This is a genomic window from Bordetella bronchialis (assembly GCF_001676705.1).
GTDB lineage: Bacteria > Pseudomonadota > Gammaproteobacteria > Burkholderiales > Burkholderiaceae_B > Bordetella_C > Bordetella_C bronchialis.
Genome location: NZ_CP016170.1, coordinates 2,101,188 through 2,127,254, shown reverse-complemented (window position 1 = coordinate 2,127,254; position 26,067 = coordinate 2,101,188). Strand labels below are relative to the sequence as shown.

General features: G+C 68.0%; 21 protein-coding genes and 1 pseudogene. 7 read left to right on the top strand and 15 right to left on the bottom strand.

The features are described from left to right. The 7 genes from BAU06_RS09565 to aroC form a co-directional block, all read right to left on the bottom strand. Entirely contained in the window at positions 1-2,088 is a 2,088-nt protein-coding gene (locus BAU06_RS09565) for a type IV pilus assembly protein FimV (RefSeq protein WP_066347721.1), read from the bottom strand. A 133-nt stretch (positions 2,089-2,221) separates the two neighbouring features. Next, positions 2,222-3,352: an aspartate-semialdehyde dehydrogenase gene (gene asd / locus BAU06_RS09560; protein ID WP_066347717.1), complete on the bottom strand. Its 1,131-nt coding sequence runs from the start codon at positions 3,350-3,352 to the stop codon at positions 2,222-2,224. A gap of 167 nt (positions 3,353-3,519) precedes the next feature. Continuing rightward, the gene (gene leuB, locus BAU06_RS09555) at positions 3,520-4,599 is read right to left on the bottom strand and encodes a 3-isopropylmalate dehydrogenase (RefSeq protein WP_066347714.1); all 1,080 of its coding nucleotides are present in this window, start codon (positions 4,597-4,599) and stop codon (positions 3,520-3,522) included. 92 nt (positions 4,600-4,691) lie between these two features. Continuing rightward, positions 4,692-5,342, bottom strand: coding sequence for a 3-isopropylmalate dehydratase small subunit (gene leuD / locus BAU06_RS09550; protein WP_066347713.1), 651 nt, complete (start codon positions 5,340-5,342; stop codon positions 4,692-4,694). 5 nt (positions 5,343-5,347) lie between these two features. Then, complete coding sequence (gene leuC, locus BAU06_RS09545) at positions 5,348-6,751, bottom strand: 3-isopropylmalate dehydratase large subunit (RefSeq protein WP_066347710.1); 1,404 nt, start codon at positions 6,749-6,751, stop codon at positions 5,348-5,350. Between the two features lie 159 nt (positions 6,752-6,910). Beyond that, the gene (locus tag BAU06_RS09540; RefSeq protein WP_231934073.1) at positions 6,911-7,729 is read right to left on the bottom strand and encodes a M48 family metallopeptidase; all 819 of its coding nucleotides are present in this window, start codon (positions 7,727-7,729) and stop codon (positions 6,911-6,913) included. A 79-nt stretch (positions 7,730-7,808) separates the two neighbouring features. Continuing rightward, entirely contained in the window at positions 7,809-8,867 is a 1,059-nt protein-coding gene (gene aroC / locus BAU06_RS09535; protein WP_066347704.1) for a chorismate synthase, read from the bottom strand. 516 nt (positions 8,868-9,383) lie between these two features. Between aroC and BAU06_RS26055 the strand changes: the two genes are divergently transcribed. The 3 genes from BAU06_RS26055 to BAU06_RS09520 all read left to right on the top strand — a co-directional run bounded on the left by BAU06_RS26055 (position 9,384) and on the right by BAU06_RS09520 (position 14,278). Beyond that, on the top strand, positions 9,384-10,664 hold the full coding sequence (locus BAU06_RS26055) for a GGDEF domain-containing protein (protein WP_082988095.1): 1,281 nt from the start codon (positions 9,384-9,386) through the stop codon (positions 10,662-10,664). Positions 10,665-10,837: 173 nt separating this feature from the next. Continuing rightward, positions 10,838-12,772: an EAL domain-containing protein gene (locus BAU06_RS09525; RefSeq protein WP_066347701.1), complete on the top strand. Its 1,935-nt coding sequence runs from the start codon at positions 10,838-10,840 to the stop codon at positions 12,770-12,772. A 177-nt stretch (positions 12,773-12,949) separates the two neighbouring features. Further along, the gene (locus tag BAU06_RS09520) at positions 12,950-14,278 is read left to right on the top strand and encodes a sensor histidine kinase (protein ID WP_156770195.1); all 1,329 of its coding nucleotides are present in this window, start codon (positions 12,950-12,952) and stop codon (positions 14,276-14,278) included. Positions 14,279-14,312: 34 nt separating this feature from the next. Here BAU06_RS09520 and BAU06_RS09515 read toward each other — a convergent pair whose 3' ends face one another. The 3 genes from BAU06_RS09515 to BAU06_RS09505 all read right to left on the bottom strand — a co-directional run bounded on the left by BAU06_RS09515 (position 14,313) and on the right by BAU06_RS09505 (position 17,338). Beyond that, positions 14,313-15,035 carry a response regulator transcription factor gene (locus tag BAU06_RS09515; RefSeq protein ID WP_066358588.1) on the bottom strand — a complete coding sequence of 241 codons (723 nt, stop codon included), beginning with the start codon at positions 15,033-15,035 and terminating at the stop codon, positions 14,313-14,315. A 346-nt stretch (positions 15,036-15,381) separates the two neighbouring features. Beyond that, positions 15,382-16,902: a protein adenylyltransferase SelO gene (locus BAU06_RS09510; RefSeq protein WP_066347696.1), complete on the bottom strand. Its 1,521-nt coding sequence runs from the start codon at positions 16,900-16,902 to the stop codon at positions 15,382-15,384. A 55-nt stretch (positions 16,903-16,957) separates the two neighbouring features. Then, a complete protein-coding gene (locus BAU06_RS09505) occupies positions 16,958-17,338 on the bottom strand; it encodes a DUF2069 domain-containing protein (RefSeq protein WP_066347693.1) in 381 nt (126 codons plus the stop codon). A 17-nt stretch (positions 17,339-17,355) separates the two neighbouring features. Here BAU06_RS09505 and BAU06_RS09500 point away from each other — a divergent pair, with 17 nt between their 5' ends. Both BAU06_RS09500 and BAU06_RS09495 read left to right on the top strand, forming a co-directional pair. After that, positions 17,356-18,663 carry a YihY family inner membrane protein gene (locus BAU06_RS09500; RefSeq protein WP_066347690.1) on the top strand — a complete coding sequence of 436 codons (1,308 nt, stop codon included), beginning with the start codon at positions 17,356-17,358 and terminating at the stop codon, positions 18,661-18,663. A gap of 29 nt (positions 18,664-18,692) precedes the next feature. After that, positions 18,693-19,160 (top strand): CBS domain-containing protein, encoded by a 468-nt coding sequence (locus tag BAU06_RS09495; protein ID WP_066347686.1) that lies wholly within the window; start codon positions 18,693-18,695, stop codon positions 19,158-19,160. 45 nt (positions 19,161-19,205) lie between these two features. Here BAU06_RS09495 and dusA read toward each other — a convergent pair whose 3' ends face one another. After that, on the bottom strand, positions 19,206-20,174 hold the full coding sequence (dusA, locus tag BAU06_RS09490) for a tRNA dihydrouridine(20/20a) synthase DusA (RefSeq protein ID WP_066347677.1): 969 nt from the start codon (positions 20,172-20,174) through the stop codon (positions 19,206-19,208). Between the two features lie 170 nt (positions 20,175-20,344). Between dusA and BAU06_RS09485 the strand changes: the two genes are divergently transcribed. Both BAU06_RS09485 and BAU06_RS27025 read left to right on the top strand, forming a co-directional pair. Further along, positions 20,345-21,313 (top strand): homoserine kinase, encoded by a 969-nt coding sequence (locus BAU06_RS09485; protein ID WP_066347674.1) that lies wholly within the window; start codon positions 20,345-20,347, stop codon positions 21,311-21,313. A 62-nt stretch (positions 21,314-21,375) separates the two neighbouring features. Further along, positions 21,376-22,179, top strand: coding sequence for a BPSS1780 family membrane protein (locus BAU06_RS27025; protein ID WP_066347671.1), 804 nt, complete (start codon positions 21,376-21,378; stop codon positions 22,177-22,179). A 9-nt stretch (positions 22,180-22,188) separates the two neighbouring features. Here BAU06_RS27025 and BAU06_RS27325 read toward each other — a convergent pair. The 4 genes and pseudogenes from BAU06_RS27325 to BAU06_RS09465 all read right to left on the bottom strand — a co-directional run. Beyond that, a pseudogene (locus BAU06_RS27325) lies at positions 22,189-22,407 on the bottom strand (hypothetical protein); the annotation flags it as partial. Beyond that, positions 22,404-23,282 (bottom strand): type II secretion system F family protein, encoded by an 879-nt coding sequence (locus BAU06_RS09475; protein WP_231934030.1) that lies wholly within the window; start codon positions 23,280-23,282, stop codon positions 22,404-22,406. The pseudogene BAU06_RS27325 and the gene BAU06_RS09475, both read right to left, overlap by 4 nt. A gap of 10 nt (positions 23,283-23,292) precedes the next feature. Then, a complete protein-coding gene (locus tag BAU06_RS09470; RefSeq protein WP_066358573.1) occupies positions 23,293-24,138 on the bottom strand; it encodes a type II secretion system F family protein in 846 nt (281 codons plus the stop codon). Further along, positions 24,135-26,066 (bottom strand): ATPase, T2SS/T4P/T4SS family, encoded by a 1,932-nt coding sequence (locus tag BAU06_RS09465; protein ID WP_066347661.1) that lies wholly within the window; start codon positions 26,064-26,066, stop codon positions 24,135-24,137. Before BAU06_RS09465 ends, BAU06_RS09470 begins: the two co-directional genes overlap by 4 nt. Position 26,067: the final 1 nt, after the last annotated feature.

The following is a 26,067-nucleotide window of genomic DNA, read 5'->3' as shown; positions in this document are numbered from 1 at the left end:
TCAGGTCCGCGCCGGACCGGCACGCCGCCGGTCGTCCTCGAGCGGCGGTTCGTCCAGGTCCAGATTGATGCCGTCCAGGCGTCGATCGATGGCCTTCGGGTCGATCTCGGTCATGTAGAGTTCGTCGTCGATGTCGTCCTGGTCTTCGTCGCGCCGCATGGCGGCACGGCGCAGCAGCCAGGCGATCACGAAGGCGACCAGGGCCAGGACGGCGGTCAGGATAATGAGCAGATTGTCGGACAGCCAGGACGGCAGGCCCGACGTATCCTGCGGCTTCGCGCCGTCGGAAGCCTCGCCGGAAGCCGCGTTGCCGGGGCCGGTCGTCATAGCCGGCCCCGCGCCCGTGGAGCCACCCGCCTGGGTAGCGCCGCCCGCGTTGGCGGATGGCGTCGAGGCGCCGCCAGATGGAGAGATACCGGTGCCACCGGCCCCGGCTCCGCCCGTCTGGGCCGAAGCCCCGCCGGCCGCGGCGGCCCCGGAACCGGGGCTGCCGCTTGTACCCGACGTACCGCCCAGGTTGGACGCATCGCCCGAAATGCCAGGACCGGATGCGCCACTGCCCGCGGAGCCGGAGCCGCCTGCGGGGCCGGCAGTGCCCCCGGATCCGGACGCACCCGTTGCACCGGCGCCTGCGGCACCGGCACCGGCCTGACCGCTCGTGCGCGCCTCGCCCGAAGCCGTACCGCCGGCGGCCGGGCGCGAGCCATCGCCCGCCTGCGCCGCGCCGCCTTGTCCCGTCCCGGACCCCGCCTGGGCAAGCGGCCCAGGGGCTGTATCCATGGACGAACCGCCCGTGGAAGCCGTGCCGCCGCCAGGCCGCGGGGCCCCGCCGGCCTGCGTAGCGCTGCTGCCTTGCTGCGCGCCGCTGCCGGACTGCGTACCGCTACCCTGCTGCGGGCCGGCGCCCTGCCGTGACGCGGCCGCACCGCCGCCGGCAGCCGACGACGCACCGCCCAGCCCGGGCAGGGCCAGGCCGCCGGGCTGGTTGCCACCGGCACCGCCCGCGGCACCACCGCCCGCGGCACCGCTGCCCGACCGGTCGCCGCCTTGCCGGGCGGCCAGCGCATCGTTCAAATCCTTGACGTTGCGTTCCAGTTGATCCACGCGCTGCTGCGCGTCCTCGGTGGCCTTGGCCATGGACGTTTGCGCATCGGCCTGGGACTGAGCCTGCGCCTGGGCGTTGCCCTGCCCGGGCTGTCCGCTGGACAGCCGCAAGCGATCCTGCGGGGGCGATTCGGGCGTGGCCGTGGACTGCCCGCCGCCAACCTGCCCGGCAGCCGAGCTGGCCGCTGCAGCGGCCGCCGCGCCCTGGGCCGCGGCGCCGGCCAGCCGGGCGCGATAGCGCGCGTAGGCTTCCTGCTGTTCGATGAAAATCCGGCGCGCTTCGGCCGGATCGATGGCGCGAACCGTCGCGGCATCGGGCACGACCAGGGTCGCGCCCGCTTTCACGAGGTTCATATTGTTCTGGATGAAGGCGTTCGGGTTGGCGCGCCACAGCGCGACCAGCATCTGGTACAGCGTCGCATCGGGCACCGCGTTGCTCTGCGCGATGCCGTAGAGCGTATCGCCTTGCCGCACCGCGACCGAACCGGCGCTGGCGCCCCGGCCGGCCCGGGTGCCGCCCACCTGGGCCTGCGAGACCAGGCCGGGGAAACCGCCGGCGGTCTGCATCACGCTGACCTGCACCTGCCGCTGTCCTTCGCTGGTGCCGAGATTCAGCAGCAGGTCGACGACGGGACCCTTGGCCGCTTCAGGCGAAGAAATTCGAAGATTGCGCCGCGTGGCGCTGCTACCGCCTTCCAGGCGCAAGGTCAGGCTGGACAGCGGCACCGGCGGCGTGACGCCGGCCCGTTCCCAGGCGGCCGGGTCGGCCAGCGTAGCCATCAGGGAGCGCTGTTCATCCGGCGTCAGGTCCGCGATGCCGACCAGCACTTGCAAGGGGGCATTGGGCGCCGACACCACCCGGCTGTGCGCAAGGCGGAGCGCGTGGGCGGGAGCGCTGATCGCGCAACCAAGGGCGAGCACGATGGCGAGGCGCGTCGCGTGTCGGCTCGGGATGGACGAGGGGCGCAGCGAGCGTAGCGTCATAAGCCTGTTTTCCGCAAAGGCGGGCAGTTGCCGCGTTTGAAAGTGTAACTTACCTATAGGGATGCTGAAACGACAAGGGCACCGTGGGTGCCCTTGGTGCGCCGGCGCCGCCTGCCGGCGGCGGGCCATGCGATCAGGCTTCGGCGAGCGCGATGCGCAGCATGCGGCGCAGCGGCTCGGCCGCGCCCCACAGCAATTGATCGCCCACGGTGAAAGCGCTCAGGTACTCGGGGCCCATGGACATCTTGCGCAGGCGGCCGACCGGGATATCCAGCGTACCGGTGACCGCCACGGGGGTCAGGGCTTCCACGGTGGCTTCCTTGGTGTTCGGGATGACCTTGGCCCATTGCGTACCGCTGGCGATGATGTCGCCAAGCTCGTCCAGCGGCACGTCGCGCTTCAGCTTGATGGTCAGCGCCTGGCTGTGGCAGCGCATCGCGCCGATGCGCACGCACAGACCGTCGACCGGCGTGGCGGGCGTCCCGAAGCCCTCGCCGCGGCCCAGGATCTTGTTGGTCTCGGCGCCGCCCTTCCATTCCTCGCGCGATACGCCGTTGCCCAGGTCCTTGTCGATCCACGGAATCAGGTTGCCGGCCAGGGGCACGCCGAAATGCTCGCGCGGCAGGTTGGCGTCCTTCTGCTTGCCCAGCACGCCGCGGTCGATGTCCAGGATGGCCGAAGCCGGGTCGTCCAGCAGCGGCTTGACCGACTCGTTCAGCAGGCCGAACTGGGTCAGCAGCTCGCGCATGTGCTGCGCACCGCCGCCCGAGGCGGCCTGGTACGTCATGGAGGTCATCCATTCGACCAGGTCGTTATTGAACAGGCCGGCCAGGCCCATGAGCATGCAGCTGACGGTGCAATTGCCGCCGATGAAATTGCGCACGCCGCGCTTGAGCGCCGCGTCGATGACCGGGCGATTGACCGGATCCAGCACGATGATGGCGTCGTCGGCCATGCGCAAGGTACTGGCGGCGTCGATCCACAGGCCGCTCCAGCCCGCGCCGCGCAGCTTGGGATAGACGGCGCTGGTGTAGTCGCCGCCCTGGGCCGTCACAATGATGGGGAGTTTCTTGAGCGCATCGATATCGTAGGCATCTTGCAGGGCGCCCGCGCCTTCGGCCCATTTGGGGGCCGCCGCGCCGGCGTTACTCGTGGAGAAGAAGACCGGCTCGAACAGCGCGAAGTCGTTTTCTTCGCGCATGCGTTGCATCAGTACCGATCCGACCATGCCACGCCAACCGACGAGGCCCACTGCATTGCTCATTTCGTACGCTCTTGATGTCAGGGAATAAGGAGAAAGAAAGGAAAATAGCGAAGAAACGTCCTAAATGCACGCTTTTCGCTCGACAAACCCACAATTTATCAGAAAGAGCGCCCTCGCCCCCCATCCAGGGAGGGGCGAGGGCGTCCCCCAGGCCGAATGACGGGTATTTACGACGCCAGCGCCTTCAGCACGGCGTCGCCCATCTGGGCCGTACCGACCTTCGTCGTGCCCGGCTCATGGATGTCGGCGGTGCGCAGGCCCTGCGCCAGCACGGCGCGGACGGCGGTTTCGATGCGGTCGGCCTGGGCCGGCAGGTCCAGCGAGTAACGCAGCATCATGGCCGCGGACAGGATGGTGGCCAGCGGATTGGCCACGCCCTTGCCGGCGATGTCGGGCGCCGAGCCATGGCTGGGCTCGTACAGGCCCTGCCCATTGGCGTTCAGCGACGCCGAGGGCAGCATGCCGATGGAGCCGGTCAGCATGGCGGCCTCGTCGGACAGGATGTCGCCGAACAGATTGCCCGTGACGATCACGTCGAATTCCCGCGGGGCGCGCACCAGTTGCATGGCGGCGTTGTCGACGTACATATGGGACAGCGCCACATCGGGATACTCGCGCGCCACCTCGGTGACGATCTCGCGCCAGAATTGCGAGGTCTCCAGCACATTGGCCTTGTCCACGCTGCACAGCTTGCGATTGCGCTTGCGGGCGGCCTCGAAGCCGATGCGCGCGATGCGGCGCACTTCGGGCTCGCTGTAGCGCATGGTGTCGTAGCCTTCTCGCTCGCCGGCGAAGCCGCCATCGGGTGCGCTGCGCACGCCGCGCGGCGTGCCGAAATAAATATCGCCCGTCAGTTCGCGCACGATCAGGATGTCCAGGCCGGACACCACTTCGGGCTTGAGCGACGAGGCGTTGGCCAGCTCGGGATACAGAATGGCCGGCCGCAGGTTGGCGAACAGCGACAGCGACTTGCGCAGGCCCAGGATGGCCTGTTCCGGACGGAATTCGCGCGGCAGGCTGTCGTACTTCCAGTCGCCCACGGCGCCGAACAGGACGGCGCGCGCCGACTGCGCGAGTTGCAGCGTGGCGGGCGGCAGCGGGTGCTCGAACTTGTCGAAGGCCGCGCCACCGACCGCGGCTTGCTCGATATCCAGGTCCAGCTTCAGGGCGCCCAGGACGCGCAAGGCCTGGTCGACGATCTCGGGGCCGATACCGTCGCCGGGAAGGACCGCAATCTTGTGTGTCATCAATGCATCCAAATAAGAATCAGGCTCGCCGGACCCGGCCGGCGGGCTTCGGGCTCGCCGGATCGCGCCGGCGAAAAATCAGGCTCGCCGGATCACGCCAGCGGACGGGATTGCAGCCAGGGATGGCGCGCCAGGCGCTCGGCCTCGAACGCACGGATCTTGTCCGACTGCCGCAGCGTCAGTGCGATATCGTCGAAGCCGTTGACCAGGCAGTACTTGCGGAAGGGCTCGATATCGAAGGGAATACCGCGGCCCTCCGGCGTCATCACGACCTGGCCTTCCAGGTCGATGCGCAGCTTGTAGCCGGGGAAGGCCCTGACCTCGTCGAACAGGCGCGCGACGTCCAGCTCGGAAAGAACCACCGGCAGCAGGCCGTTCTTGAAGCTGTTATTGAAGAAGATATCCGCGTACGACGGCGCGATGATCGCGCGAAAGCCGTACTGTTGCAGGGCCCAGGGCGCGTGCTCGCGGCTGGATCCGCAGCCGAAGTTCTTGCGCGCCAGCAGGATGGATGCCCCCTGGTAGCGCGGCTGGTTCAGCACGAAATCGGGATTCAGCGGACGCTTGCTGTTGTCCATTCCCGGTTCGCCGTGATCCAGGTAGCGGATCTCGTCGAACAGATTCGGACCGAAGCCGGAGCGCTTGATGGACTTCAGGAACTGCTTCGGGATGATCAGGTCGGTGTCGACGTTTTCGCGGTCGAGCGGGGCCACCAGGCCCTCGTGGTGCGTGAATGCTTGCATGATCTTTAGCGGAAATTCCTGACGTCAACGAAATGGCCGGCGACGGCCGCCGCGGCCGCCATGGCGGGGCTGACCAGATGGGTACGCCCGCCCTGCCCTTGCCGTCCTTCGAAATTGCGATTGGAGGTCGAGGCGCAACGCTCGCCCGGTTCCAGCCGGTCCGCGTTCATGGCCAGGCACATCGAGCAGCCGGGCTCGCGCCATTCGAAGCCCGCCTCGCGGAAGATCTTGTCCAGTCCTTCGCGCTCGGCCTGCTGCTTGACCAGGCCGGAGCCCGGCACCACCATGGCCTGCTTCACATTGGACGCGACGCGCTTGCCGCGCGCGACGGCGGCGGCGGCGCGCAGGTCCTCGATGCGCGAATTGGTGCAGGAACCGATGAACACGCGGTCCACGCGAATATCCGTGATGGGGGTGTTGGGCTTCAGGCCCATGTATTCGAGCGCGCGCTCCATGCCGCTGCGGCGCACGTCGTCCTTCTCGCGGTCCGGATCCGGCACGCGGCTGTCCACGGACAAGACCATTTCGGGCGACGTGCCCCAGGTCACCTGGGGCTTGATTTCGCGCGCGTCCACTTCCACGACGCGGTCGAACTTGGCGCCCGGATCGGAATGCAGGGTGCGCCAGTATTGCACCGCCTGGTCCCACAGCGCACCGACGGGCGAAAACGGACGGCCGCGGAAATATTCGATGGTCTTGTCATCGACGGCCACCATGCCCGAGCGCGCGCCGGCCTCGATGGCCATATTGCACACCGTCATGCGCCCTTCCACCGACAGCGAGCGGATGGCGGAGCCGCCGAACTCGATGGCATGTCCGGTACCGCCGGCGGTGCCGATAATGCCGATGACGTGCAGCACCAGATCCTTGGCGGTACAGCCGAAAGGCAACTCGCCTTCGACCTTGATCAGCATGCTCTTGCTTTTCTTCATCAGCAGGGTCTGCGTGGCCAGGACGTGCTCGACCTCGGACGTGCCGATGCCGAAGGCCAGCGCGCCGACCGCGCCATGGGTGCTGGTATGCGAATCGCCGCAGACCACCGTCATGCCCGGCAGGGTCGCGCCCTGCTCCGGCCCGATGACGTGAACGATGCCCTGGCGCAGGTCGTTCATCTTGAATTCGGTCACGCCGTACTTGGCGCAGTTTTCGTCCAGCGTGTCGACCTGCAGGCGGGAGATCGGATCGCTGATGCCCTGTTCGCGGTTGATCGTCGGCACGTTGTGGTCGGCGACCGCCAGGTTCGCGTCCAGGCGCCACGGCTTGCGGTCGGCCAGCGCCAGGCCTTCGAAGGCCTGCGGACTGGTGACCTCATGCAGCAGGTGCCGGTCGATATAGAGCAAACAGGTACCGTCGGATTCCTGGTGGACGACGTGTGCGTCCCAGAGCTTGTCGTAAAGGGTTTGGGGCATGGAAACTCACCGAACAGGTTGCAGCGGAAGAGGCCGGTCTGGTGCGGCCGGCGCGAGGATTATGCGCCCGGCCTCATCCCGGTACAACGGCAGCGGATATACTGTTACACGGAGTACCAGGTTGGAGCCGACCGTGTACCGGCCCGTAATGCCGTCTTCTTATTTTGCGCCCTTCGCCTGCTGGTAAAGCGGCATGACCTGCTGCGACGCGGCCTGCAGCTCCGCGATGCGGGACTCCGCCGACGGATGGGTAGACAGGATTTCCGGCTGGGCCTGGCCCTGGGAGACCTGGGCCATCTTGCGCCAGAGCGAGACCGCCGCGGAGGGATCGTAGCCGGCACGCGCCGCCAGCTCCACGCCCATGCGGTCGGCCTCGGCCTCGTGCGTGCGGCTATTGGGCAGCGTGAACATGACATCCGACAGTTTGCCGCCCAGGTCGGACACCGCCGTGGAGCCCGTCACCACGGACAGCACGGACAGCCCGACGCTGGTGACCATCTGCTGGGAAACCCGCTCGCGCGCATGTTCGCGCAGGGCGTGGGAGATCTCGTGCCCCATCACGGCGGCCAGTTCGTCGTCGGTGGGTTTGATCTGCACCAGCAGGCCGGTATAGACGGCCATCTTGCCGCCGGGCATGCACCAGGCGTTGATTTCCTGGCTGCTCAGCACATGGACTTCCCACCCCCAGGACGCGGCGTCCGGCCGGAACACGCCCACTTGCGCGATCAGCCGCTGGGCGATGGCGCGCACCCTGGCCACCTGCTGCGCATCGACGTCCAGGAGGTTTTTCGCCTTGGCCTGCGCCAGGATGGTGGCGTATTGCTGGTCGGCCTCCTTCTGCAGGTCCTGCGAAGAGACCAGGCTGGACATGTACTGCGTGCGGTCTACCCCGACCGCCCCGCCCTGGGTGGTATGCACGCTGGCGCAGCCCCCCAGCACGGACAGGGCCAGGACGCCGCTTCCCAATACGGCCGCCATGCCGCGGCGGCCGCGATGCTTGTGTACAACCATGTCTGCCTCCTTGTTCATCCTTGCGCGGCCCCGCGCCGCAGGACGGTCAACCGCACTGGCCCCGATGCCGCAAGGCGTGGTCCATCAGCACCAGGGCCAGCAGCGCCTCGGCGATGGGCGTGGCGCGGATGCCGACGCAGGGATCGTGGCGCCCCAGCGTCTGCACGACGGTGGGCTGGCCGGCGCGGTCGATGGATCGGCGTTCGACGCGGATGCTGGAGGTCGGCTTGATGGCCAGCGACACGGTAATGTCCTGCCCCGTGGAAATCCCGCCCAGCACCCCGCCCGCATGATTGCTCAGGAACCCTTCCGGCGTGATCTCGTCGCCATGCTCGGAACCGCGCTGCGCGATGCTCTCGAACCCGGCGCCGATGGAAACCCCCTTGACGGCATTCAGGCCCATCATGGCGTGCGCGATGTCGGCGTCCAGGCGATCGTAAAGCGGTTCGCCCCAACCGGCCGGCGCATGCTGGGCCACGACCTCGATGCGGGCGCCCACGGAGTCGCCATCGCGCCGGAGTTCGTCCATATAGGCCTCCAGCCGGGGAACGATGCCGGCGTTGGGCGCGAAGAAGGGGTTTTCGGCCACCGCATCCCAATTTTCGAAGGGAATCGGTATGGGGCCCAACTGGCTCATGTAACCCCGCACCCGCACGCCATGGGTGGCGGCCAGCCATTTTTTGGCGATGGCGCCCGCGGCCACCGTGGGCGCGGTCAGGCGGGCGGAAGAGCGGCCGCCCCCGCGCGGGTCGCGCACGCCGTACTTGCGGAAATAGCTGTAGTCGGCGTGCCCGGGGCGGAAGGTGTCGGCGATATTCTTGTAGTCCTTGCTGCGCGCGTCCGTGTTGCGGATAAGCAGCCCGATGGGCGTGCCGGTGGTCACGCCTTCGAAAACGCCGGATAGAATCTCGACCTGGTCCGCTTCCTGGCGCTGGGTCACGTGCCGCGATGTGCCCGGACGGCGCCGGTCCAGTTCGGCCTGGATGTCTTCGGGCCCCAGCGGCAGGCCAGGCGGGCAACCGTCGACCACGCAGCCGATGGCCGGGCCGTGCGACTCGCCGAAATTGGTGACAGTGAATAGCTTGCCTAACGTGTTGCCGGACATAATTTTCTAGATCAAGGCGCGTCGGGTGAAAAGCGCGGGAACGATGCGGATTATGACACCGCCCGCCCTGCCCGCCGGTGTCGGGTTGTTGTTCGGGTTAAAGAGCGATAAACGGCGCATACAAAGAGATAGAGGGCAATAAAACGCCGAGGATCGGCAATCCAACGCGATTATTCGTTGTTGATGCAGCAGGGTTACGGATTCAAAATGTTAACCCGCTGAAAATCCCGGATGCTTTTTGTATCAGGCGGCCTTCGTTGCGCCCTCTAACGTCCCGCATCCCATGTCTTTTCGCGCGCGTAGCCCCATACCGGACAAAGCAAGGTGCCGGTGATCAGCCGTTTCGTTACGCTGCGCTCACCATCCAGGCAGGAGAGAGACCGCATGTACGATCGTTTGCCCGCGCAGCCCGTTACCGCACACGGCTACGCCATGACCGAAGGCCGCTGCCGGGTGCTCCGCCACGTGGACAGCCGGGGCGCGCGGGGCTGAGCGCCTCGCATCGACGACGCCAACATGACGCCCCCGCCACCCGCGACCGCCAAAGAGTCCGACCTCCCGCAGGACGAGACCTGGCACGCCGCGCCGCCCCCGCGCCGGCGCGGCCTCGCGGCCGCGCTGGTCACGCTGCTGGTGGCCATGGCCGTGCTCGCGCTGGTCACGGGCGCGACGCTGTTCAGCCAATCCCGGGCGGTCTCCCAGCCCGGCGGCGCCGACATCGGCCTGTATAGCTACCGGCTGGTTTCTCAAATGAACCGCCTGATCGCCGATGCCCAGAAAACCGTGAACGGCGCCGACCCCCGGAATTTCGTGCAGGGCCTGATGGCCTTATCCACCTTCGTCAATCCCGGCACCGCGGAAAGCGCGCCGGGGGTCGCCCTGGTCCGCTCGCTGCCGACTGCCCGCGTCGACGTCCAGATGCTGGACGACCGCCTGCGGACCTGGCGCGAGGCGGCGGAAACCGGCGACCCTGAACGCATACGATCGGCCGCCCGCGACCTTGCCGACCATGCGGACGAAGCCCGCATGCTGGTCGACCGCCTGGGCGGCGCCGTCCACCAGGCCCAGCGCGGCGACACCAGCCAGCACATCAGCGCCGTGGCAGACGGCTTCCGGCGGCTGCAATGGGCCTTCATCGGCCTGCTCGCGTGCAGCGGCATTCTGGCGGTGTGGCTGCTGGTCCTCAATCGCCACGCGCGCCACTTCAACCAGCGCATGGCACAGGCCAATGCCCGCCTGGAGTCGGCCGTGGCGCATCGCACGCGCCAGCTGGTATGGCTGGCCAACACCGACCCCCTGACGGGCCTGAAGAACCGCCGCGCCTTCATGGAAACGGCGGAGGCCCAGATCCTGCAATGCCGCCGGTATCCCCATCCGCTGGCGGCGCTGCTGATCGACATCGACCATTTCAAGTCGATCAACGACCGCTACGGACACCACGTGGGCGACCAGGCCATCCGCCGCGTGACCGACACCATTACGAACACGCTGCGCGATAGCGACATCATCGGCCGGTTCGGCGGAGAGGAATTCGCGGTGCTGATGCCCCATACCGACCTGCCGGCGGCGCTGGTGGCGGCGGAACGCCTGCGCCAGGCCGTCGCGGGCATGAAAATCGGCCTGCTGGAAGGCGGCCCGCTCAGCATGACGATTTCCCTGGGGCTGGCGATGCACGAACCGGGCGTATCGCTCGATACGCTGCTGATGCGGGCCGATATGGCGCTCTATCGCGCCAAGAGCGGCAGCCGCAACCGCGTCGAGGTCTACGGGCGCGAGCGCGAGGAAATCGCGCAATAGGGCCGCGCCGCACGCGCGGCGGACCCGGCACGGCGGCGGTCCGCGACCGCGCCCCTGGGCCCAGGATAGGGGCCGCGGCGAAAACGCCATACACTATGCGCGCATTTTCCCGATAACGCGGTACGGCGGCCGGCGGCATCCGGCCCCAGACAACCAATAAGCCGGCTCCGCCCATGTCCTTATTGCGCCAACTGCTAGCCAGCGTCGCCGTCGTCACGGCCGTGCTCCTGATCGTCTCGCAGACGCTGAACATCGACACGGCACGCCGCTACCTCGGCCAGGAATTGCGCACCCGCGGAGAGACCGCCGCGGCGACGCTGGCCACCGTCTATGCGCGCGATCCCGCGCCCGACCCCCGGACGTGGCAAGCCGTAGTGCACGATATCTTCTCCACCGGCGCCTATCGCCGGATCCAGGTACAGGGAAGCGTGGCGTTCGAAGAACGCAAGGACGATGCGCAAGACGCCGCGCCCGCGTGGTTCACCTCGCTGATTTCGGTGGCTCCGGCGGCGGCCGTGCGGCCGTTCCAGGCCGCGGACGGCCGGCAAGGCACGGTGACGGTCGTCGCCGACGATACGGAGGCCCTGCGCGCGCTATGGCACCACTCCATCGCGCTGGCCTTGCTGGTGGCGCTGGCCGGCGGCTGCTGGCTGATTTACGCGGGGGGCCTGGTGCGCTGGCTGCAGAAGCGGCTGTTGCAAGGCATCAGCGCGCAGGTGCGCGCCCTGGCCGGGGGCGACCCCGATCCCGCCGCGCTGCCGGCATGGCGCGAGGTGGCCGAGGTCGCGGACGCCCTGGCGGAGACCCGCGCTCGCCTGCGCATGACGGCCGAGGAAGCACACGCGCGTATCGAATCCCTGCAGCTGGAATTGAACCTGGATCCCGTCACCCGGCTGCCCAATCGGAAGTATTTCTTCAACGAGCTGCGACGGGCGCTGACCAACGGCGCGCGCGATCCCGATGCCGGGGGCGGCCACGTCCTGATGTTCCGCCAGCGCGACCTGGCGGCCATCAACCGCCATATGCCGCGCGATTTCACCGATCAATGGCTGCGCTCGGTGGGCCTGAGGCTGGACCAGAAACTGGGACGCCGGCATGTGCCGCCCTTTCTGGTCGCCCGCCTGAACGGCTCGGACTTCGCCCTGCTGCTGCACGGCGCCTCGGCGGCGCAGGCCGAGACGCTGGCCGGACAGTTGCGCCAGGAGCTGCGCGCGCTGCGCGTATCCCTGGGCGAGAACCGATGGTGCCGCTGGGCCCTGGCGATGGCGCCCTATTCCCGCGCGGGCAACGCCAGCGAACTGCTTGCCCTGCTCGATCACGCGCTGATGCGGGCCGAAAGCGCCGACACCGACGAACCGGTGCACGCCCAGGCCCCCGGCCCGGCGGAAGCGGCCGGCGAACTGCAATGGCGCGACACCCTGGTCATGGCCCTGGAGCAGCACCGCTTTTCGCTTGCCGCGCGGGCCCTGCAGACGGCGGACGGCATGCCGCTGCGTACGGAAGCCACGCTGATGCTGCACGACGCCGATGCCCAGGCGCCCATCGCGGCCGAGGTCTTCATGCCGGCCGCGATCCGGCTGGGGATGTCCTCCGAGTGCGACATCCAGGCCGTGCGGCTGGCCCTGGACTGGCTGGTGTCGCACGGCGACACGCTGGCCATCGCGGTCACACTGCCCTCCCTGGCGCAAGGCAGCTTCCTGCCGCGCCTGGGCCAGATGCTGCGCGACCGGCCCGCCCAAGCCGGCCGGCTGGTATTCGAAGTCGAGGCACGCGGCCTGGTGGAGCACTTCGCCAATGTCCGCGGCCTGTGCGAGGTAGTCTGCGACGCCGGCGCGCGGATAGGGGTGCGCTGCCTGGCCGATGACTTCAGCGCCATGACGCGGCTGCACCAATTGCCCATTGCCTACGTCAAGCTCGGTGCCTCCTTCGTCGGCGCCATGGGCCGCAGTCCTGGCGCGCGACACCTTGCGGCCGCCGTGCGCGAGACCGCCGAGGGCCTGGGCGTGGCGGTCTACGCGGATGGGCCCACCGACACGGACACCGCCGCTTTCCTGGACCGGACAGGCATCGCGACCGTCGGCTATTCCGCCGAAGCGGTCGCCGCCTGAAGCGCGGATCTCCGGCCGCGCACCGGCGCGGCGGCGCGCGCCGTGCGCGGCATCGCACCCAGGCCGCGCGGCGCCTTTCAACGTGCGTGCCGCTATACTTCCGCGCAATGTATCGCCGGGGTGCCCGCATGCTCCCCCGCCGCGCTCGCGTGGTGTACCGGCCCAACCATTGCCTGCATGAACCCTGACCTCTGGTATTCCGCCGCCGCTGGCGTGCTATTGAACGCTTCCCGGGCCAGCGTGGCCGCCTTGGCCGCCGCCATCTTTATCGTGGTCCTGCTGGCCCTGCTCAGGCGCCGCACCGGTTTTTATCCTTTTGCCTCCCTGGTGTTGCTGCTGTCCCAAGCGGGCCGCGTCGCGCTGCTGTGGGGCCTTCTGGCATCGTGGGTACCGGCCTCCGGGCAAGCCGCGGTATCCGCTGGCTGCCTGGGGCTGGGCGCCAGCGCGATGCTCTGGATGGCGGGCGGCGCGCTGCGCCGGCGGCAGGCGTCGGGATGGGCGGCGCTATTCCAGCTACTGGCCTGGCTGGCCGCGCTGGCGTCGTTCGGACTCGCCCTGGCGGGCGACGCGGTGGCGGCATGGACGCGGCTGGACCTCCTTCGGCTGGTGCAGGGTGCCGCGCTGCTGTCCACGGGCGCGGGCGCCGTCGCCACCCTGGTCCTGGCCGTCGTGGCGGCGATGCCTCCGCGCTCGCGCTCGCTGGGCGATTCCCGCCACGGCAGGCCTGCCGCGCAACGTGCGGACACCAGTCCCGCGCCGGCGGCCCTGGCCGCCGGACAGCGCGAAATCGAAGCCCGCCTGACCATGCTGAACGAAGTGCTGGAACGGCAGCGGCAGATGAACGCGCTGCTGTCGCACGAAATGCGCTCGCCCGTGGCCACCATCAGTGCCGCGGTGCAGTCCCTTGAAATGGTCCTGGAGGGCAGCGGCGAGGAAATCGACAGCCGCCTGCAACGTATCGGACGCGCGGTTGCCCGGATCGGCGAATTGATGGACCAACTGCTGGTGCCGGAAAGCGCCTATGACGAGGCAGTGGCCCCACGCCACGAAGCCGTGGACCTGGCTCGCCTGTCGGCCGATGTCGTGGCGTCGATCCGCAATGAAGTCGCGCACCGCCTGCAACTGGAAGCACCGGCGCCGGCCACGGCCTGGTGCGACGGCCCGCTCACCGGCGTGGTGCTGCGCAACCTGATACACAACGCGGCCAAGTACTCCCCGGCCGATCAGCCCATTGTCATCCAGGTGGGCACATTGACGACGCCAGGCGAAAGAACGGCATGGATCGCGGTGGTCGACCGCGGTCCGGGTATCGAGAAGGAAGACCAGGCGCGCATTTTCGACCCGCATTTCCGCCGGGCGGCGCACCGCGAGACCAAGGGATTGGGATTGGGACTTTTCCTGGTCCGCAAGATCTGCGAGCGGCAGGGCGGCACACTGACGGTGGACAGCGAACCCGGCAAGGGCGCGCGATTCACCATCGCGCTGCCGGTCGGCAAGGTCCGCTGAAACGGCAAGGCGCCGCGCGGCCTGGGCCAACGGATCAGGCGGCGAACACGTAGCCCTGGCCGCGTACCGACAGCACCGGCAGCTTCATGCCGCTGGACTGCGCCTTGGCGCGCAGGCGGCTGACCAGCACGTCGATGCGGCGCAGCTCGAACTCGCTGGGATTGGCGGGACTGAACAGCTCGGACAGCGCCTGGCGGCTGACGACATTGCCGCTGGCGTCGATCAACGCATTCAGGAACAGCCGTTCCTGCGCGCTCAGGTGCAGGCTGCTGCCGTCGGGCGAAACCAGGATCCAGCCGCCATCCTGCAGGCTCCAGGCCTGCGGGCCGCGTTCCCCGGTGGCCTGCGGCGCGGGATTGCGCGACAGGCGCATGCGCCGCGCCAGGCTGCGGATCACGGAACTCAGTTCCAGCAGGTCGACCGGCTTGGTCATGTAGATGTCCGCGCCGCCTTCCAGGCCGCGCACACGGTCTTCGAGCGCGCCACGCCCGGTCAGCATGACGATGCCCACGGGGTGCAGTGCCCGGAGCCGGGTCGCCACGGAAAAGCCGTCCTCGCTGCCCTGCACGTTGGCGTCCAGGATGACGACATCGCAGGGCTGGCTTTCCATATGCCGATAGAAATCCGCGGCGCTGGCACAAGCGAAGTTGACGCGGAAGCCATATCCGCCCAGGCCCAGCTTCAATTCCTCTCGAAAGTCCGCATCATCCTCTAACAGACCGATACACAACACACCGTCTGCTGCTTGCGTTTGCACGATATATCCCCGGAAATCGGCCCGCACCGGACGCCCGGCGGACCTGACCGCTGTGGTTAGGCAGGATGCTGCCTAGGCAGCGCCGCGATTCTAACATTGGTAACAATGCGAAAGCGGCGCCAAAATACCGCAAATATAAGCGTTCCTCTCTTATATTTGCCATCTTCCCAGCCGGCGAGGATGCACCAAATTTCCATACATTGCAACAATCGATACATTGCTTGCGGCCCGGAGGCGCCTGTATGGGGAATCCGTCGCGCGGATGCCGCGTTCCCGGATGAGCAACCGGCATCCCGGCCAAGGATGGGCATTATGCCGGCTTATGGATGAGCATCCGCCTTCGGCTTCAGGACGAGCAGCTGACTTCCAGGTCGCTGGCCCAGTCCGGCGGCAGCGCCGCGTACTGGGCATATTCCGGTCGTTCGGTATAGGGATCGCGCAGGACCCGCAGCAATTCGTCGATGACCGTGGCGTCCCCCTGGCCGGCCGCACGGATCGCCAGTTCCGCCAGGTGGTTGCGCAGGACGTAGAGCGGATTGACGCGGTCCATGGATGCGGCGCGCGCGTCCGCGTCGCGGGGCTCGCTGGCGTGGCGCGCCTGCAATTTCTCCCACCAGCCCCGGGCGGCATCGCGATCGATGAACAGGTCCAGGAAAGGCTGCGGCTGCCCGCGGACGGCCTGGGCCAGCCGCCGGAAACTCAAGGTGAAATCGGCGCGCTGCTCGTGCATGAGCTTCAACAGGTCGTCGAGCAGGCCTTCGTCTTCCGGACGCCAGGCCTGCAAGCCGAGTTTGGCGGCCATGCCGTCGTGGAAGGCCTGGGTGAAGATGGCCTCGTAGCGATCCAGCACGGCCTTCAGGGCATCGGCATCCTGCACGACGCTATTGAAGCTGCCGGCCAGGCGATACAGGTTCCACAGCGCCACCGATGGTTGGCGATTCCAGGCGTAGCGCCCTTCCGTGTCCGAATGGTTGCACACATGGTCCAGGCGGAAGGCATCCATGAAGCCATAAGGGCCATAGTCCAGCGTCAGTCCCAGGATGGACATATTGTCGGTATTCATGACCCCGTGATTGAAACCGACGCACTGCCATTGCGCCATCAGCCTGGCCGTGCGCACGGTGACGGCGTCCAGCAGGCGCACCAGCGGCGCGTTGGCACCGGTCGCCTCGCCCGCTGCTGCTTGGCGGCACTCGGGATAGAAGCGGTCGATGATGTAGTCGGCCAGGGTCTGCACCATTTCGGGCTGGCGGCGCGCGGCCCAGTGCTCGAAGGAGCCGAACCGGACGAAGCTGGGCGACATCCGGGTAACGATGGCCGCCGTTTCCACGGTCTCGCGCATGACGCGGTCGTCGGATGCCACCAGCGCCAGGGCGCGGGTGGTCGGTATGCGCAGGCCGTGCATGGCCTCGCTGGCCAGGTATTCGCGAACCGAAGAACGCAAGACCGCGCGGCCATCGCCCATGCGGGAATAGGGCGTCATGCCCGCCCCCTTCAGCTGCAATTCCCAGGTGCCGTAGGGGCCGTCGACCTCGCCCAGCAGATGGGCGCGGCCATCGCCAAGCTGCCCGGCCCAGATGCCGAACTGGTGGCCGCTGTAGACCGCCGCCAGGGTATCGCCGCCCGGCAAAGGCGCACGCCCGGAAAAGACCTCCAGGAATTCGCGCGTGTGCAGCGCTTCCGGCGCCAGCCCGATCAGGGCCGCGGCGTCCTCGTTGGCGTGGACGAGCCGGGGTTCGTTCAGGCCCTGCGGGGCCAGCCGGGTATAGAAGGCGGGAGGCAGGCCGGCGAATGAGTTGATCACCGGCAGTTCGGCCAGCGTCGAGGCCAGCGGGGCCCGCTGGGACGATCCGGAAACAGCTGACATGAATAGTACCCCTGGCGGGTTGAGGGTCTTGCCGCGTGCGCGGCGGCGGGGCGGTTCAGGCGGCGGTAGACCTGGCGCGCCGTGCCGCCCGCTTGGCGGGACGCACATACAGGATGGCGCAAGCGAAAAACACGAGGGACAGCGCAAGTTCCGCGCCGGCCAGCATCGCCGACACGGGCGCCGTATCGGACACGACGCGTACCGCTCCTTCCATGACATACAGCAGGATCAGCATGGACGCCCACTGATAGGTATAGAGATTGCCGCGTACGATACCTCGCAGCGGGATGGCCAGCGGCAGCGCCTTCAGCAACAGCCAGGACCCGCCCGGCCGCACCGGCGCCAGAACGGTTTCCCAGAGCACGCACAGCAGCGTCAGCGCCAGCAAAGCGAGCACGCAGGCCAGCCGGAGGTTACGGTTGAGTTCAACGTTCATACTGCTATTATCGCCGCATGAAACCGCCCGTCGATACGGCCGCCGCGGAGGCAGCGCCCGAATCCCCGCACCTGCGCGCCTCATGGGTCAGCCGGGTGGCAAAGGTTTTGCGCTTCGCCTCGCAGCGCGCGGGCGAGGAACAACTCCTCCAGGTCGCATCCAGCCTGACTTTCACCACGGTGCTGGCCATCGTGCCCATGCTGGCCGTGGTGCTCTCCTTGTTTACCGCCTTCCCGGTCTTCCAGGAATTCCGCGTTGCGCTGGAAGACTTCCTGACGCACAGCCTGATGCCGCCCGCGGTGTCTGACAACATCATGAACTACCTGAACCAGTTCGCCCGCCAGGCCAGCCGCCTGACCGCGATCGGGGGCGGGCTGCTGCTGGTCACGTCGATCCTGCTGATCATGACGATCGACAAAACCTTCAACGATATCTGGCACGTCACGCGACAGCGGCCGCTGTCGCAACGGGCATTGATGTATTGGGCCGTGCTGACACTGGGCCCCGTGGTCGCCGGCGCCAGCCTTTGGGGCACCTCCTTCGTGGCGCGCGAATCGCTGGGACTGGTGCGCGACGTGCCCGACATCGTGGGGCTGGCGGTGTCCTTCCTGCCCCTGCTCCTGACCGGCCTGGGCTTCGCGGCGCTGTTCGTGGTGGTGCCGAACCGCCGCGTCTACTGGACCGACGCGCTGGCCGGGGGCTTCGGCACGGCCATCGTGCTGGAGCTCATGAAATCCGCGTTCGCCTATTACCTGACGCGCTTTCCCACCTATACCGTCATCTACGGCACCTTCGCCACGCTGCCGATTTTCCTGTTGTGGATCTATCTGTCCTGGCTGGCGGTGCTGTTCGGCGCCACGGTCGCGGCCAGCCTGCCAATGATCCGCGTGGGACGCTGGGACATCAATCGCGAACCCGGCGCCGCCTTCATCGACGCGGTGGATGTCCTGCGCACCCTGTACCGGTATATGGGCAGCAACCCGCCGGGCCGCAGCGCCACCCAGTTGGCCGTCGATTTGCATCTACATCATGACGAACTGAACGCCGTGCTGGAAGCGCTGGCGGATCTCGGCATGGTGGTCCGCACCCAGGAACAGCGGTGGGTATTGGCCTGCGATCCGCGCCGCGTGGCACTGGCGCCGCTTTTCGACCGTTTTTTGCTCGAGCGCGGCCAGAAGCGGCTGCGCCAAGCGCCGGAAATCCTGCGCGTCGCCCGCGCCATCCTGTCGGCCGAGGGCACGCCGACGCTGGAAGATCTTATGCAGGAAGCGCAAAATAGCAGTGGCTCGGCGGACATCCTGAAGATCGAGGCCGTCAAAAAATAAGATTGGGCGCGAGCCCATGGAGGACCATCATGTTGAAAGTCAGCGAAATTCTCCGGGTCAAGGGCGACACGCTCTATACGGCCACGCCCGATACGCCGGTCTCCAAGGCCGTGGAAACCATGAGCCTGCAGGACATCGGTTCGCTGGTGATCATGGAGTCCGGCATGTTGGCCGGCATGCTCACCTTTCGTGAAATCATCCAGCACCTGAACCGCAATGGCGGCACGCTGGGCAATACGACCATCCGCGCCATCATGGACGACGCGCCGGTCAGCGTCACGCCCAACACCAGCGCCGAAGAAGTCCAGCGCCTGATGCTGGAAAAACACGCACGCTATATCCCCGTCATGGACGGCAATATGCTGATGGGCGTGATTTCCTTCTACGATATGGCGCAGGCCATCGTCAACGCGCAGCGCTTCGAGAACAATATGCTCAAGGCCTATATCCGCGATTGGCCGATGGACGAAGAAGGCGCGTCTTCCAAGGAAATGTAGCCGGGCACGGCCGGCGCCGCGCAAGGCCGCGGCTCGCCAGGGCGATCAGCCGAGTTCCGCGGTTTCGGCGTGGCGGGCGCTGGGGTGATGCACGCTGCGCCAGGCTTCGTAGATCAGCGCGGGATCGTCGGACTTCAAGGCGGCCGCGTCGGACAGCATGCGGCGCCAGCGGCGCGCGCCGGCCTGGCCATTCACCAATCCCAGCAAGGGTCGCACCACCACGCGCAAGGGCACGCCGCGCGCCACCGCTTGCCCGGCATAGCGCGTCATGGCGTCTACCACCTGGGCATCGCCGGGCAGGCGGCTTCCGGGCCAGAAGCGCATCGACAATTCCGAGAGTACGCGTGGCGTGTGCCAGGCGGCACGGCCCAGCATCACACCGTCAAAGGTATCCGCGGCGCCCGCCGCGCTGTCGGCATCCGCCAGCCCGCCATTGAGCACCACCACGCAATCCGGGAAATCGCGTTTCAGCATGGCGGCGGCGTCGTAGCGCAAGGGCGGGATCTCGCGGTTGTCCTTGGGCGACAGGCCCTTTAGTACCGCATTGCGCGCATGGACGATGAACACCCGGCAGCCCGCGTCGTACAGCTTGCCCACGAAGTCCCGCACGAAGGCATATGACTCGTCATAGTCCAGCCCCAGCCGGTGCTTGACCGTGACGGGCACATCGACCGCATCCCGCATGGCCTTGACGCAATCCGCGACCAGGTCCGGCTCGGCCATCAGGCAGGCCCCGAATGCCCCCCGCTGCACGCGCTCGGAGGGACAGCCGCAATTCAAGTTGATTTCGTCGTAGCCCCAGCGCTGGCCCAGGCGGGCCGCTTGGGCCAGCGCGTCGGGCTCGCTGCCGCCCAGCTGCAAGGCGACCGGGTGCTCGGCCGTGTCGAAGTCCAGGTGCCGCGCGACATCGCCGTGCAGAAGCGCCCCGGTGGTAATCATCTCCGTATACAGGCGTGCGCGGGGAGCCAGCAACCGATGGAAATACCGGCAATGGCGATCGGTGACATCGATCATGGGGGCGACGCACAGCCGCCAATCGGAGGAAAGCACGGAAGATAGACTTGGCACGGGAAGCTTGCCATTTTAGCCGCTGCGGCGGGCGGGGTCTCCGGGTAGTCTAAAATTGCGCCGCCGCTGCGTGGCGCGCGGCAGCCCGACGCCCGATAACCTTTGCCGTAGCTTCCATGGCCGTATTCACAACCGTCACTGACGACGACGCCCGCAGCCTGCTCGAGCAGTTCGACCTTGGCGAACTGGTTTCCCTGCGCGGCATCACGGCCGGGATCGAGAACACCAACTACTTCCTGTCGACGACCGGCGGGGAGTACGTCCTGACGGTCTTCGAGGTATTGACCCGGGAACAGCTGCCGTTCTACATCGAGCTGATGCACCATCTGGCCGAACGCGGGGTGCCGGTACCCCAGCCGCAGACGCGGCGCGACGGCGCCCGGCTGGTCGACATGCATGGCAAGCCCTGCGCCATCGTCACCCGGCTGCCGGGCGGCTACGAGCCGGCGCCGGGCCCCCTGCACTGCGAATTGACCGGGCGCACGCTGGCCCGGGCCCACATCGCGGCGCACGACCTTCCCCTGCGCCAGCCCAACCTGCGGGGCCTGGCCTGGTGGCGCGAGACGGCGCCCAAGGTCCGCTCTTTCCTGGATGCCGCTCAGCAGGAACTGCTCGGTACCAGCCTGGACGAGCAGGTCCGGGCCGCCGCCACCCCGGTGTGGCAGGCCTTGCCCAGCGGGCCCGCGCATTGCGACCTGTTCCGCGACAATGTGCTGTTCGCCGGCACCTTCGAAGCGCCCCGGATGGGCGGTTTCATCGACTTTTATTTCGCCGGCTGCGATACCTGGCTGTTCGACGTCGCGGTCAGCATCAACGATTGGTGCATCGTGCGCGAAACGGGCCAGATCGTCCCGGAACTGGCCCAGCGGTGGCTGCATGCGTATGCCCAGGAGCGCCCCTTCACGCCCGAGGAACGGCAGGCTTGGCCGGCCATGCTGCGGGCCGCGGCGCTGCGGTTCTGGTTGTCCCGGCTGTACGATTTCTACCTGCCCCGTCCGGCGCAGACCTTGAAACCGCACGATCCCCGGCATTTCGAACGAGTGTTGCTCGCACGCCACCGCGATACGCCGCCAGCCTTGCCCTGAAGCGCCCTGGCCCCATAATTCAAGCATGGTTTCATACTTGGCAGCATAGCGAACAGACGAACATGCAAGCAGCATCCCTACCTGCAACGGCCGGCTGGCAATGGGCGCGAGACGGGTTCCGACTGTTCATGCGCCAGCCCCTGGCGCTGTTCACGTGGTCGTTGGTCATCAGCCTGTTGCTGTTGTTCGCGATGTTCACCATGCCCATCGGCCCCCTCTTCTGCACCGCGCTGATGCCCTGCGTCACCCTGATGACGCTGTCGGCGTGCAAGCACATCGAGGCCGACCGCACCATGCTGCCGTCGATGTGGCTCAAGCCGCTGCAAAAGCCCGGCGTCCTGAAGAAACTGCTTATGCTGGGCGGGCTCTACGCCGGGCTGTGCATGCTGGCGGGCCTGCTGGCCTTCGTGCCTTTCTACGACGAGCTGGCGGAAGGCATCCGCGCGGCATCGGTCACCAACGACCTGGTTCCGTTCTTCGAAGCACTGCATACGTCGCTGCTGGTGTTCGGCGCGCTTTACCTGATCATCGGCGCCCTGTTCTGGCATGCCCCCGTGCTGGTGGCCTGGCACAACGTGAAGCTGCCGCAGGCCTTGTTCTTCTCCGGCGTCGCGTGCTGGCGCAACAAGTGGGCTTTCCTGGTGTACGGCTTGACCTGGGCCGCCGTGTTCCTGGGCATCGACTTCTGCGCCAGCATGCTGATCTCGCTGGATGTCTCGCAAACACTCGTCAACACGGTGCAGGTGCCCATCAGCATCGCGGCGTTCGGCGTGTTGTACAGCAGCTTCTATCCGGCGTATACCTCCGTTTTCGAGATCGATAACGCCGGCTTCCAGCTCGACGACGGACACGGCACGCAGGCATAGCGCCATACGGCCCGGCGGCAATGCCCGGACGACGGCCGCCGCACGGCCCGCCGCGTCCAGGAACACCAGGTCCAGGGGATACGCCATGCCAAAGGTATGGACGGCCCGGCACGGCCGTAGCCACAGGGCCACGCCCGGCCTGGGCCTGCGTCGCCATAGCAGGCCGCGAAGGCGGCCGGCCCAGCCCCTGACTCCCAGCACACGTACCCGCACATTCCCCGGCGTCATTGCAGCACCTGCCAGAACTGCACCGCGATCGGAAAGCCCAGCACGGCGAAGGTGCAGGGAAAGATGCAGCAGATCAGCGGGAACAGCAGTTTTACCGGTGCCTGCATGGCGAGTTTCTCGGCGTGATTGAAGCGTTCGGCGCGGCGGCGTTCCGCCTGCATGCGCAGGATGGGGCCCAGGCTCATCCCCAGCGTGTCGGCTTGCGCCAGCGCCACCGTCAGCGCACGCACGCCGGGCAGGTCCACCCGATTGTCCCAGGCAGCCAGTGCCTGCATGCGAGGCAGGCCCGCCCGCATATCGCTCAACGCGCGGCACAATTCGTCGCGCAGCGGGCCTGGAGGCCCCTGGTCCGCTGCCTGCCGCAGGGCACCCTGCAGGTTCAGGCCGGATTCCACGCATAGCGTGGTCATGTCCAGCAGAAACGGCAGCTCGCGGGCCATCCGGGCGCGTCGGTGGCGCGCCTGGGCGGACAGCCATATCAAGGGCAATACGGCCGCGGCCCAGGCCCCGGCGGCACAGGCGCCCGCGGCGAGGCGCGGGTCCATTTCGTCGCCCAAGGCCGGCACCAGCGCCAGGACGACCAGCACGCCGACCGCGGCGCATGTCCATTGCGCGGCGGCAACATGGCCGGGGGTCAGGGCCGCCGGTACGCCGGCGCGCAGCAGGCGGGTGGCCAGGCGGCGCCGCCGGCGCCAGGACAATAGCGGGAGCGCCAGGGGCGCCAGGCGATCCAGGCAGGGCCACGCCACCCGCCACGCCGCCGGCAATCCGCCCGCGGTGGGGTGCCCGGCGCCCGCCGGCCGGATCAGCGGCCGCAATACGAAGATCGCGCCTGCGACCGACAGCGCCGCCATCAAAAGGGCGAGGATTTCCACGACGCCTCCTTCAGATATCGATGTTGACGATACGGCGTATCCATATCACTCCCGCGGCCTCTAGCGCGACCACGATGCCCAGGACCGCCCATCCCGCCGGCGTATGCCATAACGGCGCCATCGAAGCCGGATCCAGCCAGGTGAGCACCCCGGCCAGGGCCGGCGTCAAGGCGCCGACGATCCACGCCTGCAGACGGCCCTGCGCGGTAAGGGCACGGACGCGTCCCTGCAAGCGAAGGCGGTCCGCGAGCATGGTGGCGATGCGCTCGAGCGCCTCGGCCAGGTTGCCGCCGGTCTGCGTCGCGATGCGCAATGCCGACACGACCAGGCCGGTGGCTTCCGTGGGCATGCGCACCCGCAGGTTCAGCAATGCCTGGTCGAAGGACACCCCCAGGCGCTGCTCCCGCAGGATAAGGCCGAATTCCTGTGCGAGCGGCGGCTGGCAGTGGTCGACCAGTTGCCGTAGCGCGCCCGCCAGGCTGGCGCCTGCCCGCAGGCTGGCGCCCAGCGCGAGCAGCATGTCCGGCAACTGCGTGTCGAAGCGATGCTGGCGCCGGCGCCGCAGGATGGCGATCAGCGCATGCGGCACGCGGATGGGCGCCAGGCCGGCCAGCGCGGCCAGCGCGCCGCTACCCGCCGCGGCATAGACGCCGGCGGCGACAGCGCAACAGCAGGCCAATGTCGCCCCCCACAATTGCCGCGGGTCGACGAACAGGAAGACCTCATCCAGCCGCGCCCCGGCCTCGTCGGTGTACACCTGCCGGTAACGTGCCCAGGCGCCGGCGAACCAGCCGCAGGCGCCCCAGCAGGCGAGCATGACACAGCAAGTCGCGGCCACGGCGGCGAGCCATATCATCGTGGCCACCCCGGCATGGCCTGGCCGCACGCCGCCGGCGGCCCCTGCCCGGCCGGCGGCGCGCAAGGCGTGCGGCCGGTAAAAAGCGCCGCATCCAGCGGGCGGCCGGCTTCCCGCCAGGACTCGCCGAACGCGGGCATTGTGCCGCACCCCACGAAACAGCCGCCTGCCGGACCGCGTTCATGGCGGAACAGCACCTGGGTCTGGATGCGGCCGGCCTCCATGCCCGTTACCTCCACGATGGCGGTCACCCGCCGCCGGCCGTCGGCCATGCGGGCCTGCTGCACGATCAAATGGATGCTGGACGCGATGTGCTCGCGCACGGCGGCCAGGGGCAATTCCAGGCCGGCCATCAATATCATGGTTTCGAGCCGGCCCAGGGCATCTCGGGGACTGTTCGCATGCAGCGTCGTGAGCGACCCCTCGTGTCCGGTGTTCATCGCCGCCAGCATGTCGAAGGCCTCGGCGCCCCGGCATTCGCCCACGACGATGCGGTCCGGCCGCATGCGCAGGGCGTTGCGTACGAGGTCGCGGATGGTGATGCGGCCGCGGCCCTCGATGTTGGGCGGGCGCGCTTCCAGCGCCACCACGTGCGCATGGCCCAGGCGCAGCTCGGCGGCGTCTTCGATGGTGACGATGCGCTCGCCCCGCGGGATGGCGTTGGACAGGATATTCAGCAGCGTGGTCTTGCCCGACCCGGTGCCGCCGGACACGACGATATTGACGCGTTCGCGTACACAGCGGGCAAGAAACTCCGCCATGGCGCCGTCCAGCGTGCCGTGCGACACCAGGTCGGCCATGGTCAGCGTGCGCTGCGGGAACTTGCGTATGGTCAGGCTGGGGCCTTTCAGCGCCACCGGCGCCACCACGGCATTGACGCGCGAACCGTCGGCAAGCCGCGCATCCACCATGGGCGAGCTTTCGTCGATGCGGCGCCCCACCGGGGCGACGATGCGTTCCAGCACGCGCAATACGGCCTCCGGGCTGCTGAAGGCCGCGGAATGCCGGCTCAGCGTGCCATCGCGCTCCACATAGATTTCGTCGTGGCGGTTGACCATGATCTCGGTAATGCCCGCATCTTCCAGCAAGGGGGAAAGCGGGCCGAAACCGAGCGCCTCGTCCAGCACGTCGCGCATCAAGGCGGCACGATCGATGCCATGCGGGATCTCGCTGTCGGCCTGGACGATGTCCAGCAGCCGCTCGGCGGCCTCATTGCGCAGCAGGCTGTCGCTCATCTTCGCCACGTCCCTGCGCCGCAGGTCCAGGGCGTCCAGCAAGGCAGCCTGCAAACGCCCCCGGTGCGGCAGGAGCGCCACGGCGGCGCGCACGTCCGCTTCGGCGTTAGAAGCTGGCGCAATGGCAGGCGGGGGGCCACGCCGCGGCGGCGCCGTACCGCGATCCGCCAGGTGCCCGGCATTGAAAGGCGCCGCCGCGGGCGATCCGTATGGCGCTTCCGGCCGTCGCGGCGATCCCGAACCCGGCGGCGATCCCGAACCCGATGGCGCTTCCGACCCGAGCAGCGCTTCCGCCGCGCGTGGCGCTTGCCACCCACGCGCCGCTTCGGGCCCGGGTAGCGCCGCCGGGGCCTCCGATGTCGATACGGCTGGCGCCATCGATCCCGGCCCTGCCTGGGCCAGGAAGGGTTCCCGCCGCACCTTCATCAGGCAAGGCCCGACCAGCACCTCGTCGCTGGACGTCAATGGACCATACCGGGCGATCCGCCTTCCATTGACCAGCGTGCCCGATAGCGTGCCGGCATCCTCGATCATCACGTCCTGGCCGGAGAGCAGCAGCCTGGCGTGTTCGCGGCCCACGCGCCAATGCCGCACGCGGATCCCGCAATGATGGCCGCGGCCCAGGGTGACGGGAGGCTGCACGCGCACGATGCGGTGCGCGCCATCCTCGAACTGCAGTTCGATTTCCAACACG